We start from the raw sequence: 13,851 nt of genomic DNA on the forward strand, positions 1-13,851 counted from the left end.
CTGCGGACGGCAAACCTTATGTTTCTATTTATTTGAGGAAAACAAAAAATGAAATTGAAGCGTTACAAAGGGTTTGCCGTATTGGTGCTGTTGGTCAGTCTGCTGGCTGGCTGTGATAAGCCAGCCAGAACAGACAATATATCGTCAGACAAGCCCGGTTATCCTAAAGAAATAACTACCGCATTGGGTACAGCGGTGATTCCACATCAACCCCAACGTGTTGTTGCCTTGGGTGCAGGAGCGGAAGATATCGTACTGGATCTAGGCATCGTTCCTGTCGGTATCGAATCCCACCGTTGGGGCGGGGATGAACAGGGCTATCTGCCGTGGTTTAAACAAGCGATACAACAGCGTGGCGAGACTTTGCCAACTGTGATAGATATGTACCCCGAATTAGACATTGAGAAGGTAATTCGTCTCAAACCGGATCTGATTGTGGCAACCCAATCAGGCATCACCCAAGAAATTTATGACCATTTATCATATTTCGCCCCAGTGATCGCTTATCCATCTGCCCCTTGGCTCACGACACCACAACAGCAGATTGAATTAATTGCTCGTGCGCTAGATAAACAGCCGCAAGGAGAGCAACTCGCTACTGAACTGGATGCCATATTACGCGAATCAGGTAATACCATCCCGTGTATCAGTGGCTACACTTTCGCCTATATCAAAGCGGGTATCAGCAGTAACATGCTATCGGTATACGTCAAAGGCGATCCACGCGTCGATACCTTAGTCCATCTTGGTTTAACGCTACTGCCATCGGTCAGCACACTGGCCGATCCCTTCGGCAGTTTCGCCGCCAATATTGGACTGGAAAATGCGGATTATCTTAATGGCGCTGATATCTTAATAACCTGGTTCAATAATGAACAAGAACGTAAAGCAGTGGAAGCACAGCCGTTATTTCAATCCATCCGAGCTGTACACCAGGGAGGTTATATTCCGCTAACCGATCAATCATTGGTCGTTGCTATGTCTTACGGTACACCGCTTAGTTTGCGCTGGGGTTTATCACAATTTATGCCGATTCTGGCAGAGGCAATTAAATCATCATGACAAATCCTAAACGCCGATCCCTACTGCTGCTTGGCTTAGGTCTCATGATACTGCTGACCCTCATTTGTATTATTGCCAGCCTGAGTCTGGGCGCAAAAATGTTACCACTATCAACCATATGGCATCACTATTGGTTAGGTGACAGCGGTAGCTATAGCGATCTGGTCATCAATGCCCGCAAACCACGTACGTTAATTGGCATCATGGCCGGTGCAGCACTGGCGCTTTCCGGTGCCGTAACACAGGGATTGCTGCGTAATCCACTCGCCGAACCGGGTTTACTGGGTGTTAACGCTGGTGCTGCTGCGGTGGTCGTCAGTTTCTCTTTCATACCCATACTGAATGAACTTCCACGCTTCTGGACAGCATTTATTGGCGCAAGTCTAGCTACATTGCTGTTCTACCTGCTCAGTGGAGGACAACGTAATAGCAATCCAGCACGCATGGTATTGACTGGTGCTGCCATTAACGCCTGTCTATTTGCTTTTGTGCAAGGTTTCGTATTAATGAATGCGCATGTACTGGATAGTTACCGCTTCTGGACTATTGGATCGCTTAGCGCAATGTCTCTGGCAGAAGCGAGTTCACTGATACCCTATCTATTATTCGCCTTGATATTGACTCTTTCACTCGGCGCTTCCCTGAATGTGATGGTGTTTGGTGAAAGCATCGCCAGTTCACTTGGCGCCAATATTGCCCGCACCCGCGTGTTGTCGCTTATTACTGCTACTATGCTGGCGGCAGTGGCTACCGCTATGGCAGGCCCCATTGCCTTTATTGGCTTGGCTGCCCCCCACTTGATGCGGGCTTTAGTTGGCAGCGATTTCCGCTGGCTACTACCCTATTGTCTATTCGCCGGGCCTTGCCTGTTGCTCACTTCCGATATACTGGCGCGGTTGGTGATAGCACCCGGGGAGATCATGGTGGGAATTATCACCGCAGGAATCGGTGGACCGTTGCTCTATCTGGTTATTAAAACCTATCGTGGAGTTAATTATGTCGCAGATTAACCTATCCAGACCGGCAAAAATTCGAACCTTCATGTTGGGAACTGCTGTTTTTCTTGTACCTCCACAACGGACCCAAAGAGCCATCTTATTGATATTGTTACTGCTTGCAGTGCTATTTTATCTCTCTCTAGCACTGGGTAAGCAAGGTATCGATAACCCCTGGCTAGCAACTTCAACTCATTATCAGGAATTTATTCTCACACAGCTACGTTTACCCCGCGCATTAGTGGCTATCGGGGCGGGCGCAACACTGGCACTCTCAGGTTCACTTTTTCAACTAACAACCCGTAACGCACTCGGTAGCCCCGATATTATCGGCGTGAATGCCGGTGCTGCCGCAGGGATCGTCACCACACTGATCATCTGGCCTGGCGTTTTCCCCGTTGCTTTAGGTGCGCTGCTAGGAGCCAGCTTCGCAGTACTACTGGTATACGCAGGAAACATTAGCGCCTCCGGACAAATGCAAACAACCAGGATTGTCATCTCTGGAATTGCTATCGCCGCCCTTTGTATGGCATTTGTTAATTTTGCTATCTCGAATGTGCGCCTTGAGCAGGCGCAACAACTTGCTTCGCTGCTGCACGGTAGCCTCGCCAACCGGCGCTGGCAAGATGTTGGGTTAATTTATGGAACGATGATACTGTTTGTTCCGCTTCTGCTCTGGCTAGGACGGCAATTGAACTACGTTAATCTGGGCTATGAAGTTGCTAATACGCTCGGTGTACCAGTACGTATCATTCAGCTTATGAGTTTGTCACTGGCGGTCATACTGGCCTCAATGGCGGTACTGGTTGTCGGGCCGGTGGCTTTTATCGCACTTTCTGCTCCACAAATCGCCCGCCGCTTGGTACGGGCCAAAGGCACTGCGCTGTTCTGCTCAGCACTGGTGGGAGCATTACTACTGCTCGCTTCCGATTTAATGACTTTGCTACTTCCTACTTCGGCACGTCTGCCAATAGGCGTTATCACCGCAGGGGTAGGCGGTGTCTATTTGATGTATTTGCTGTACGCTGAATTAAGGAGAACAAAGTCATGTCATTCGATATGAATTCCTCAACCACCGCCTCACGACTAACAGCCCAAGCGCTTTCGCTAGCATACGGCAAGAAAACGATTGTTGAGTGTCTGGATATTTCTATTCGTGATGGTGAATTCAGCGTCATCATTGGCCCAAATGGTTGTGGAAAATCGACACTACTACGCGCCATTAGCCGAGGTATAACTCCACAGCATGGCGAAATCCTGCTTGATGGGAACAATATTCAACATTACAAACCAAAAACGGTAGCACGTGAGCTATCTCTGCTAACACAAGGGGCAATCATCACCGAAGCGTTGACCGTATACGATTTGGTTTCACGTGGGCGTTACGCTCATCAATCCTTTTTACGACAGTGGTCAGCAGAAGATGAGCGAGCAGTTAACGACGCTTTACATGCGGTCGAACTCCAGGAGATGTCGCAACGGTTAGTGAATGAGCTTTCCGGTGGTCAGCGCCAACGCGCTTGGTTTGCTATGACATTGGCACAACAAACACCCATTGTACTGTTAGATGAACCAACCACTTATCTGGACATCACCCATCAGATTGAAATGCTCGATCTTTGTCAACGTTTACATTTACAGGGAAAAACGTTGGTGCTGGTACTACACGATATTAACCTGGCACTACGTTACGCCTCACATTTAATCATGATGAAAAATGGCAAAATTTACGCCGAAGGTGTGCCAGAAGAGATTATCAATGAGCAGAGTATCGCTGATGTGTTTGGTCTAGCCTGCCGTATTATTTGCGATCCAGAATCTGGTAAGCCTTTAATTATCCCAAGATACAATCCTATCTGAACGGGAAATGAGCTGCCTATACCCTATGGATTTCAAGATGGATCGCGACGGCAAGGGAGCGAATCCCCGGGAGCATAGCGAACTATGTGACCGGGGTGAGCGAGTGCAGCCAACAGAAAGAGGCAACTTGAAAGATAACGGGTATATAGTTTTGTCGTATTAACAAGCAAGCAATATAGGCGCTCAAAATATTTACCACTTGATAATAACAATGATAATAATAATAATTATCATAATTATATTTACAATGATTAGTCATATGTAAGATACTACAATCAGGTGGTATGAACATGTAAGCAGGGAGTTGGTGGTGTCAGAGACAAAGCATTCAATTACACCTTTAACCACAGTGGTAATTGAAGATATCATTCAGTTATTTGAACAAACGTTTAGCCATTTTTCTTCCACCATGAGAATAAATGCAGATAATATCCCTACTAATAGCATGAATTTCCCTCAGTGGTCAGACACAAGGAAATTTCCAGTATTAATTCAGCGCTATCAAGATGAATATTACGGTGACAATGATATAAAACCTAACCAGAAAGCCCTATATTCCTTATGGGCACAATGGTATTTTGGTTTAGTTATTCCCCCAATGATGTTAATGTTGCTGGAATATCCACAAGCAGTGGATACCCATTACAATCTTTTTCAGGTTGAATTCCATGATAGCGGTAGGCCAGATATTTTTTACTATAATTTGACCTGGCTGAATGAGGCTCCTTCATCATTACTCCATCGCCACTATTCTCTCTTGGAGCGCCATATTATTCCCGTATGCGAAAAGATTGAATCATATCAAGGGATAAATAGACGTCTCCTGTGGAATAATATTGGTTATCTTATGTATTGGTATCTTGCAGAATTCAGCACAAGAATAAATAGCAAGTTATATCAAGAAATTATAAATGGTCTTTTTATGGAACCACAATTACCTGATGGTAGAGATAACCCCCTTTACCGTACTGTTATTTTACGGCATAACAATATGCAACGTCGCAGTTGTTGCCAGAGAAATAAACTACCTGGCGTCGGTAATTGCCATGATTGCCCTTTGGAATCCAAAGTAGAAAACAAACATTAACATTCTATTCTATAATTTTTATCTGCTTAGGTAGAAAGAGATTATTATGATTTAATCGCGCTATTATTCAACAGTTATTTACTCTAACCCAATATTACACATAATAAAATCAATTATGTTGGGAAATAACCAAATTATAACCTATATATGAGATAAAAAGGATATATAATGTACGGAGATGCTCTGCTATTAAACCATCCACTCACGGAAGATAGTCATATAACGGAAGAAGATTTTTCCAGATATTTCTTAAATATGCATAGTGCTGGAGACTATCTCGATGACGCCTATAATGTCATTACCAGAATAAAGAAAATACTACAGCGGGTAGATAGACCTTTCAGTGGGATATTACCCCATGAGTTATCCCCGCTATTTTCTAAAGTGAATTTAGATCTTCCTCTGACCTCATTAAACCAAGCCTTAGATGAGCTACAGCAACTTTATCTTAAAGATGCTGTTTATTTTCATCATCCAAAATATGTTGCTCATCTTAATTGTCCACTGGTATTACCCGCTGTTCTGGCTGAAACCATTATTGGCGCAATTAATTCTTCACTGGATACCTGGGATCAAAGCGCTGGCGGGACACTAATAGAGCAAAAAGTTCTCGACTGGACACGAGATAAAATGGCATTAGGCACAAATGCCGATGGTATCTTTACTAGTGGCGGTACCCAATCAAATCTGATGGCAATACTACTTGCGCGGGACCACTTTTGTCACCAGCGCAATCCTGAACATAAAAATCAGCTACATGGTCTGCCGACAGATTTTCATAAACTACGTATTTTTACCTCGACAGTCAGCCACTTCAGTACACAAAAAGCCGCTGCTATCCTTGGTTTGGGATATAACGCCGTTATCTCTGTTCCTCATGACAGTGAGTTCCGCATGGACCCTCAAGCATTGGAACAAAGCATTAACCAATGCATCGAACAGGGCAACATTCCTTTTGCCATTGTTGCTACGACGGGTACCACAGATTTCGGCAGTATTGACCCACTTCATCCTATCGCGGCTATCGCCAAACAGTATGGTATCTGGTTACATGTGGATGCGGCATACGGATGCGGTTTACTGGTTTCGCCTCGCCGCGCTCATCTACTGGAAGGCATCAATTTAGCGGATTCTGTCACGGTGGATTACCATAAGTCATTCTTCCAACCCGTTAGTTGCAGTGCTTTCTTCGTCAAAAATAAGAAGCATTTATCCCATTTGACTTATCATGCCGAATATTTAAATCCACTCAGTGCGTTACAAGAAGGTACGCCCAATCTGGTCAATAAAAGTATCCAGACAACTCGTCGTTTTGATGCATTGAAAATGTGGCTGACATTACGAATTATGGGTGCAAAACGACTCGGACAAGCTTTTGATAAAGTGGTCGATACGGCTCAGGATGCCTATCGATTAATGGCACAGAATCCCTATTTTGAACTTATTCATTATCCAGAATTAAGTACTTTGGTTTTCCGTTTTATTCCTAAACAAAAATTACCTGATGCAGATATTGACGCCATCAATGCGGCCATTCGTAAGGCACTATTCCGTGAAGGTAATACCGTTATTGCGGGTACCAAAGTCAATGGTAGACAATATCTGAAATTTACTTTCCTTAACCCGGCAACAAACCAGCAACATCTACAAGAAATTGTGCACAGCATCGTAATGCACGGAAACGATTTTCTGGCAACCCATAACAACAACTTATGAGATTAATACTGTTTACCAGGAGAAAATTTTATGACAACTCGCCCTTATGATTTTATCGCCATTGGAATAGGTCCTTTTAATCTCGGACTAGCATGTTTAACTCAGCCACTAAAAGATGTTCATAGCCTGTTCATTGATCAAAAACCGGGCTTTGATTGGCATCCGGGAATGATGCTAGAAAATTCCACCATGCAAACCCCTTTTATGTCAGATCTGGTGACTCTGGCATCACCCACTCATCCACTTAGCTTCCTTAATTACATCAAGCAAAAAGGGAGAATATACTCTTTTTATATCCGGGAAAGTTTTTTCCTGATGCGTAAGGAATACAACCAATATTGCCAGTGGGCGACAGAACAGTTATCTAATCTACGCTTTAACACACGCGTTGACAGCATTAGCTATGATGAACATGCCTCGCTATATACATTACATTGTTCAGATACGTTAACTGGGCAACAACACCAATTTGTTTGTAAAAAATTGGTATTGGGTACCGGACCTGCACCTTATATTCCAAAGTGTTGCCAACCCTTCTCTGATCAGATGGTGACATCTGGTAATTACTTGAAGAACAAAGAAGCTTTACAACAAAAGCAATCTATTACTGTTCTGGGTAGTGGACAAAGTGCCGCAGAGATTTTCTACGATTTGCTCAGTGATATTGATAAATTCGATTATCAACTTAATTGGCTTACCCGTTCGCCACGTTTTTTCCCGCTGGAATATACCAAGCTGACACTAGAAATGACGTCACCAGAATATGTAGATTATTTCTATAGTCTCCCAGGCGAAAAACGTGATGCATTAAATTTGTCCCACAAGCAGCTTTATAAAGGTATCAATAGTTCATTAATCAACGATATTTTCGATTTAATGTACACCAAACGATTAAATGGTAAGTTAAACGTCAATTTATATACCAATAGTGAATTACAACAAATTAGCCATGCCCAAAATGGCCGCGACCTAACATTGGCGTTATTCCAACACGAACAGGAGCAACCATTTTCTCTGGACACCGAAGGAGTCGTTCTGGCTACCGGCTTTCAGTATCAAATCCCGACTTTTATTGAAGGTATACATCACCTTATCCGTTGGGATGAGAAAGGACGTTATGGTGTACAGCGTAATTACAGTATCGATCAGAACAATACCATTTTCATACAGAATGTGGAATTACATACTCACGGTTTCGTCACGCCAGATCTGGGAATGGCCTGTTATCGCAACTCCTGCCTGATTTATGAAATTACCGGTATTGAACATTATCCGATTGAGAAAAGTATCGCTTTCCAGCAGTTCAGCGTTGACACCGAAGGAGCATGCTAATGTCCGTCTTTAATCCTACACTGTTTGAAAAATCCTTGCCTGAAATAGGTACCTTTGCATTACGTTCACTGGATCTGGAACAGGACATTCCCATATTAACTGACTGGGTTAACCGGGATTACGCCCATTATTGGGGAATGCAAAACAATACTGAGAAACAAGTATGGGAATTTTATCATAATTTAGAATCCAGCCATCCGGGCAGTGTCTTTATTGGAATATATCGGGGGCAACCTACTTTTCTATTAGAGTGTTATCGTGCACAAGATGATCTGATTGGAAAATATTATCCGGCACACCCAGATGATATGGGAATGCATATTCTGGTTGCACCACCGCAAGAAAAAATAAGGCATTTCACCTGGGGAATTTTCCAAACCATCATGGCCTTTATTTTTAGTGATCCTACTGTGGCTCGCATTGTGGTTGAACCTGATATACGTAATGAGAAAATTCACAAACTTAATCTACAGGCTGGTTTTGTTTATCAGAAGGCATTGGTATTACCGAATAAAACAGCCAAGTTAGCCTTTTGCACCAGAGAACAACATCAGATTGCGTTACAGCGGGAACATCAAGCGACAACACCAACCCACTCAGGCTCATTGATGACAAATGCCATACACTTGCAACCGGCGGTCTGGCGGAAAGTTAATCGTCTGCACTTGTGTAAAGCGATTTCTGAATTTTCACATGAATGTTTACTCGTGCCTCAACAGTTAACTGAAAAAGCAGATAGTGATGGATATCACCATTACCGTTTGGATAACGCTGACCATCTGGTCAGCTATACTTTCCGAGCACGGCGTATGGCACTGGATCACTGGCTGATTGATGCCGATTCGTTACAGAAAAATGCCAACGGAGAAGAAAAAGCACTCGATTCCTTGCTATTCATTATTGAGTTCAAACAACAACTTGGCATCAGTGATGTCGTAATGCCTACCTATCTGGAAGAAATTACCAGTACTCTCTATAGCAGTGCTTTTAAGCATAACAGAATCGGTATCAGTGCAATGGATCTCGTGAATACTGATTTTCAGGCGCTGGAAGGGGAAATGATGGAGGGACATCCCTCTTTCGTTGCCAACAATGGCCGGATTGGTTTTGATATTGGTGATTTCCAGAACTTTAGTCCCGAAGCCGCCTCTGCTATGCATTTAGTATGGTTGGCCGCACATAAGAGCAAGGCACACTTTGCTTGCATCGAGCAACTCAATTATCAACAGTTGCTGGAACAAGAGCTAGGCACAACCACAGTAGCTGAATTTAACCGGCAGTTAATCGCGCTTAACCTTAATCCAGAAGACTATTTCCTGATGCCAGTTCACCCCTGGCAATGGCAGAACAAACTGGCATCGGTGTTTGCTCCTGATATTGCTAATCAGAAATTGGTCTATCTTGGTATTGGTGCTGATACCTATCAGGCACAACAGTCAATCCGTACCTTATTCAATCGCACTCATCCTCAGCGATATTATGTGAAAATGGCGTTATCCATTCTGAACATGGGATTTATGCGCGGTTTATCACCTTATTACATGGCGACGACGCCGGGCATTAACGACTGGCTATTCGATTTGGTCACACAAGATCCCATCCTGCAACGTTATCGTTTTAAAATTTTACGAGAAGTCGCCAGTGTTGGATTCAAAAACAGCTATTACGAGCAAGCAATCAGTAGTGATACGCCTTATAAAAAAATGATGGCGGCACTATGGCGAGAAAACCCACTGCAACTCATTGAACCTGGGCAACAAGTGATGACGATGGCTGCGTTACTGCACAGTGATCAGCAAGGGAATGCCCTGTTGCCCGCGTTAATTTCAGCATCCGGCCTACCTACTCAGGAATGGTTACGTCGCTATTTAGAGAGTTATCTTGCGCCACTGTTACACTGTTTGTACGCTTATGATCTGATGTTTATGCCACACGGCGAAAACATCATTCTGGTATTGGAAAACCATGTTCCACAGCACATCTTCATGAAAGATTTAGCGGAAGAGATTCTGGTCATGAATCCCGACGCCGATTTACCGGAAAAAGCGCGTCGAGTCAAAGTAGACATGCCCGAAGATATGAAAACACTGACCATCTTATCTGATGTGTTTGACGGTATATTCCGCTATCTGGCTGCAATACTAGATGAACAGGGTGACTATTCACAGGAGCTTTTCTGGCAGGCCGTAGCAGATTGTATTTTAAGCTATCAGCACAACCATCCTGAATTAAGTGAGCAATTTGTACGTTACGATCTGTTTACACCAGAGATTAAACGCTGCTGTCTAAACCGCCTGCAAATAGCGAATAACCGTCAGATGCTTGATTTAGCTGATCCGGCTCAAAGTTTACAGTTTGCTGATAACCTGATTAACCCAATTGCCAAATTTGGTCATTCGTAAAATAGAGCTATCAATGAGCATGAAGAATGGTGCCTCATCAGTAACATGCTAACGATTCTATATAAGGCGGTGCTGCTACAGTACTGCCTTCTTTATTTGCATAATTTACCTATACACGTAATTTCAGTGGATTAAATTCCAGCACCGATATTATTTTCCGTTTCAACTTACCTATAGTTGTATTCAATTATGCTATTCAGATTATTGCCAGACATTCCTTAAAGCTGGCAAGGTTAGCAATAAAAGCATAACATTAACAACTCATTAACTATATCCGTTATCTTTCAAGTTGCCTCTTTGTTGGCTGCACTCACTCACCCCGGTCACATCGTTATCTATGCTCCCGGGGATTCGCTCCCTTGCCGTCGCGATGCATCTTGAAATCCATAGGGTATATATAAAGTCATATTGATAACACATATCTTTATTTGGGAATAAAATTAAATGTCTACAACGCTATTAACCCTAGAAGAAGCCCGGCAAGTGATTGGTCATGCTTTTGTTCACGATATGCCTTTTAACCAATTATTAGGACTTGAACTGATTCGGTTTGAACAAGATTACGTAGAAATACAATTCCGTAACCAAAGTAAATTAGTAGGTAATATCGCACAAAAAATTTTACATGGTGGTGTCATTGCCTCAGTGCTTGACGTATGTGGTGGATTGGTCTGTATCGGTAACGCCTTGACCCGTCTGATACCCGCATCATTAGAAGAATTAGAAAAACGATTATCAATAATGGGAACGATTGATTTGCGGGTGGATTATCTACGCCCCGGTCGTGGTGAATTATTTACCGCCACCAGTAGTATTATCCGCAATGGCAACAAAGTTTCTGTTGCCAGAGCAGAACTACATAATGAGCAGAGAGCCCATATCGCCAGTGTAACGGCGACCTATTTGGTAGGATGACAATATAATTTTAATCGCTTGCGTAATATTCAGCCCGGTGACATATTATTTTCACGTTAACGGGCTAAAAACCCATGACACTCTTTCCACCTTTATTAACATCAGGACAATATGAACAAGCCACAAACTACCAAAGGAGTATTGTACGCCTTCGGTGCCTGTTTTATCTGGGGAATCGCACCAATTTATTTTAAACATATCCAGCAAGTACCTGCTGACGAAATCCTGACCCATCGTATTATTTGGTCATTTTTCTTTATGTTGCTACTGTTAACATTAACTCGTCACTGGTCACAGGTAGCCAAAATTTTCCGTCAACCTAAAAAAGTATTATTTCTGGCCGTGACAGCAACCGTGGTTGCCTGTAACTGGCTGATTTATATCTGGGCGGTGAACCACGGCCATATGCTGGAAGCCAGCTTAGGTTATTTCATTAGCCCATTGGTTAACGTTTTGTTCGGCATGCTGTTTCTCAGTGAGCGTTTCCGCCGTACGCAATGGGCTGCGGTTATTCTGGCCTTCACCGGCGTATTAATCCAGCTATGGCAATTTGGTTCTATACCGGTCATTGGACTAAGTTTGGCTGTCACTTTTGCCCTGTATGCCCTGCTGCGTAAGAAGATGAATGTTGATGCTCAAACAGGCATGACGATTGAAACACTGTGGTTACTACCGGTTGCCGCCATTTATCTATTTGGTTTTGCCAACACCCCAACCAGTGATTTAAGTAATAACCCAACGATTCTCAATTTATTGCTGATTGCCGCGGGCATTATTACTACTGTGCCATTACTGTTATACACGGAAGCCGCAGCTCACCTGCGCCTATCCACACTAGGATTCTTTCAGTATGTCGGCCCAACGCTGATGTTCTTGCTAGCAACCTTGGTTTATGGTGAACAAATAGGCACCGACCGTCTGATTACTTTCGGCTTTATCTGGGCTGCATTAGTGCTGTTTACACTGGATGCCGTGTATACACAGCGTAGATCGCAGAGATAGCAAAACAATGAAAATAGCCATCAGATTAGCCAATACAACCGAACAGATCGCCCTTGAAGCTCTGCAATTACGTGCGTCTCTTATGTGGGAAGAAGATAGGGAATCCTTACTAGCAAATCCCCACATGATAGAACTGCCGATAGAATATATTGCAGCAGGATATGTTTATATTGCGGAACAAGCTAATGTAATCTTGGGATTTTGTGTTGTATTGCCGCTAACTGATGGAATATTTGTTGAACCGGCCTTTTGGCATCAAGGTATTGGCAAGCAATTGGTGCAAATCACATTGAATGATCTTCACATAAAAGGCAACGTCTCATTGCAGGTGCTGGCTAATCCGCAAGCAGCCGGGTTTTATATTGCCCTTGGCTTTGAATATTTAAGAAAAGAATATACTCAATTAGGAACAGCAATTCGTATGATTAAGTACATCCTGTAAAATAAGCTAATTCTATTTTGTAAATTAATGCCTTTTATCGTCACATCTACTTTATCTTTAATAATTAAATACTGTTTTTTAATAAAAATCCCAACTACATTAAAGATATAAAATAATAGCAAAAGCTTATTTTAAAACAAAAAACACCCCAAGTTATATATCCAATCAGATATTATATAAACCATATGGAATATTTACTTAAGCATTTTATAATAATGTTAATATCGTTTCCACTCAATAATCAACTTTTTAAAATAATAATAAAACCCAATACTGCACAAACAGATGATTAAACTCTTAACGTATTATTTTTATGTCTCTATTATGACCGCCGCAATACAACTATTACGGCGGTCATATAGTGACCTGCTCCCGCCACTAAGTCACAAGTGACTCAGGCGGGGGCTTCCTATGATCCCTATTAGCAAAGGATAACAACTTTCGTTGCAGTCCCTGCTCTGACAGCAACTGCCTTGAAACATAATTTCACATTAGGTCATCCGATGGTAAAATGCATCCCATCCCTCGCTCTTTCTGACCATGCGTTCAGAAACGTAAGAAGCTTACGCACAACCACTTTTTTGGGCTTTCCAGCAGCCACGAGGCTTTAAAATCTGTGACACCTTTTCGTGGATGAGAACCGCTTTTTGTTTCTACTTTTTACGTGCTGAAAATGGCGGTCTTTTACGGGACAGTATTCACTGGGCAACTTGCAAGCAGTGTATGCCCGAACTGAGAAACCGGGAATTATTTTCTTTATGTCCATTAGATAAGATGCATACAGGTGACAGATATAAATCAATACCTACGCTTCTGTCTGCACTGATTGTGTCTGGGATTAATTTGCCTTCAAATCATCAAATAGGCACACAAGCGTAATATTTTCCCGATAGAGCTTTTTATAGTGACCATCTTTATCTTCCCGTCAATGATACAATGCAAAACTGCTTTTAGGAAACTAACCCATTCGGCGAAAAAGTTTTTGAAGACAGCCTCTAGATTAGCCAATACAGCCAACAAAGACTGACTATTGACTTC

Annotated in this window: 11 protein-coding genes; all 11 read left to right on the forward strand. The window is 42.8% G+C overall.

The genetic code is table 11. The features are described 5' to 3' along the window. Positions 1-48 precede the first annotated feature (48 nt). The 11 genes from AACQ83_RS09520 to AACQ83_RS09570 all read left to right on the forward strand — a co-directional run bounded on the left by AACQ83_RS09520 (position 49) and on the right by AACQ83_RS09570 (position 12,813). On the forward strand, positions 49-1,062 hold the full coding sequence (locus AACQ83_RS09520; RefSeq protein WP_112877259.1) for an iron-siderophore ABC transporter substrate-binding protein: 1,014 nt from the start codon (positions 49-51) through the stop codon (positions 1,060-1,062). Then, entirely contained in the window at positions 1,059-2,072 is a 1,014-nt protein-coding gene (locus AACQ83_RS09525; protein WP_112877260.1) for a FecCD family ABC transporter permease, read from the forward strand. The genes AACQ83_RS09520 and AACQ83_RS09525 overlap by 4 nt, the downstream gene beginning before the upstream one ends. Further along, on the forward strand, positions 2,059-3,120 hold the full coding sequence (locus AACQ83_RS09530) for a FecCD family ABC transporter permease (protein ID WP_112877261.1): 1,062 nt from the start codon (positions 2,059-2,061) through the stop codon (positions 3,118-3,120). The genes AACQ83_RS09525 and AACQ83_RS09530 overlap by 14 nt, the downstream gene beginning before the upstream one ends. Then, positions 3,105-3,917, forward strand: coding sequence for an ABC transporter ATP-binding protein (locus tag AACQ83_RS09535; protein ID WP_112877262.1), 813 nt, complete (start codon positions 3,105-3,107; stop codon positions 3,915-3,917). The genes AACQ83_RS09530 and AACQ83_RS09535 overlap by 16 nt, the downstream gene beginning before the upstream one ends. Before the next feature lie 310 nt (positions 3,918-4,227). After that, positions 4,228-5,004 carry a siderophore-iron reductase FhuF gene (gene fhuF, locus AACQ83_RS09540; protein ID WP_192881004.1) on the forward strand — a complete coding sequence of 259 codons (777 nt, stop codon included), beginning with the start codon at positions 4,228-4,230 and terminating at the stop codon, positions 5,002-5,004. Between the two features lie 168 nt (positions 5,005-5,172). Beyond that, complete coding sequence (locus AACQ83_RS09545; protein WP_112877264.1) at positions 5,173-6,720, forward strand: pyridoxal phosphate-dependent decarboxylase family protein; 1,548 nt, start codon at positions 5,173-5,175, stop codon at positions 6,718-6,720. Between the two features lie 30 nt (positions 6,721-6,750). Beyond that, positions 6,751-8,052, forward strand: coding sequence for a lysine N(6)-hydroxylase/L-ornithine N(5)-oxygenase family protein (locus AACQ83_RS09550; RefSeq protein WP_112877265.1), 1,302 nt, complete (start codon positions 6,751-6,753; stop codon positions 8,050-8,052). Further along, the gene (locus AACQ83_RS09555; protein WP_112877266.1) at positions 8,052-10,454 is read left to right on the forward strand and encodes a GNAT family N-acetyltransferase; all 2,403 of its coding nucleotides are present in this window, start codon (positions 8,052-8,054) and stop codon (positions 10,452-10,454) included. Before AACQ83_RS09550 ends, AACQ83_RS09555 begins: the two co-directional genes overlap by 1 nt. A gap of 444 nt (positions 10,455-10,898) precedes the next feature. Next, positions 10,899-11,369 (forward strand): thioesterase family protein, encoded by a 471-nt coding sequence (locus AACQ83_RS09560; RefSeq protein ID WP_112877267.1) that lies wholly within the window; start codon positions 10,899-10,901, stop codon positions 11,367-11,369. A gap of 111 nt (positions 11,370-11,480) precedes the next feature. After that, positions 11,481-12,371 (forward strand): EamA family transporter RarD, encoded by an 891-nt coding sequence (rarD, locus tag AACQ83_RS09565; RefSeq protein ID WP_112877268.1) that lies wholly within the window; start codon positions 11,481-11,483, stop codon positions 12,369-12,371. 7 nt (positions 12,372-12,378) lie between these two features. Further along, the gene (locus AACQ83_RS09570; RefSeq protein WP_158537764.1) at positions 12,379-12,813 is read left to right on the forward strand and encodes a GNAT family N-acetyltransferase; all 435 of its coding nucleotides are present in this window, start codon (positions 12,379-12,381) and stop codon (positions 12,811-12,813) included. Positions 12,814-13,851: the final 1,038 nt, after the last annotated feature.

The sequence above is a fragment of the Photorhabdus sp. S10-54 genome, assembly GCF_963878145.1.
Taxonomy (GTDB): Bacteria; Pseudomonadota; Gammaproteobacteria; order Enterobacterales; family Enterobacteriaceae; genus Photorhabdus; species Photorhabdus kayaii.

Excerpts from the sequence above, each read along its gene's own strand:
- AACQ83_RS09520 (WP_112877259.1), top strand. The coding sequence starts at position 49 with ATGAAATTGAAGCGTTACAAAGGGTTTGCCGTATTGGTGCTGTTGGTC.
- AACQ83_RS09525 (WP_112877260.1), top strand. The coding sequence starts at position 1,059 with ATGACAAATCCTAAACGCCGATCCCTACTGCTGCTTGGCTTAGGTCTC.
- AACQ83_RS09530 (WP_112877261.1), top strand. The coding sequence starts at position 2,059 with ATGTCGCAGATTAACCTATCCAGACCGGCAAAAATTCGAACCTTCATG.
- AACQ83_RS09535 (WP_112877262.1), top strand. The coding sequence starts at position 3,105 with ATGTCATTCGATATGAATTCCTCAACCACCGCCTCACGACTAACAGCC.
- AACQ83_RS09545 (WP_112877264.1), top strand. The coding sequence starts at position 5,173 with ATGTACGGAGATGCTCTGCTATTAAACCATCCACTCACGGAAGATAGT.
- AACQ83_RS09550 (WP_112877265.1), top strand. The coding sequence starts at position 6,751 with ATGACAACTCGCCCTTATGATTTTATCGCCATTGGAATAGGTCCTTTT.
- AACQ83_RS09555 (WP_112877266.1), top strand. The coding sequence starts at position 8,052 with ATGTCCGTCTTTAATCCTACACTGTTTGAAAAATCCTTGCCTGAAATA.
- AACQ83_RS09560 (WP_112877267.1), top strand. The coding sequence starts at position 10,899 with ATGTCTACAACGCTATTAACCCTAGAAGAAGCCCGGCAAGTGATTGGT.
- rarD (WP_112877268.1), top strand. The coding sequence starts at position 11,481 with ATGAACAAGCCACAAACTACCAAAGGAGTATTGTACGCCTTCGGTGCC.
- AACQ83_RS09570 (WP_158537764.1), top strand. The coding sequence starts at position 12,379 with ATGAAAATAGCCATCAGATTAGCCAATACAACCGAACAGATCGCCCTT.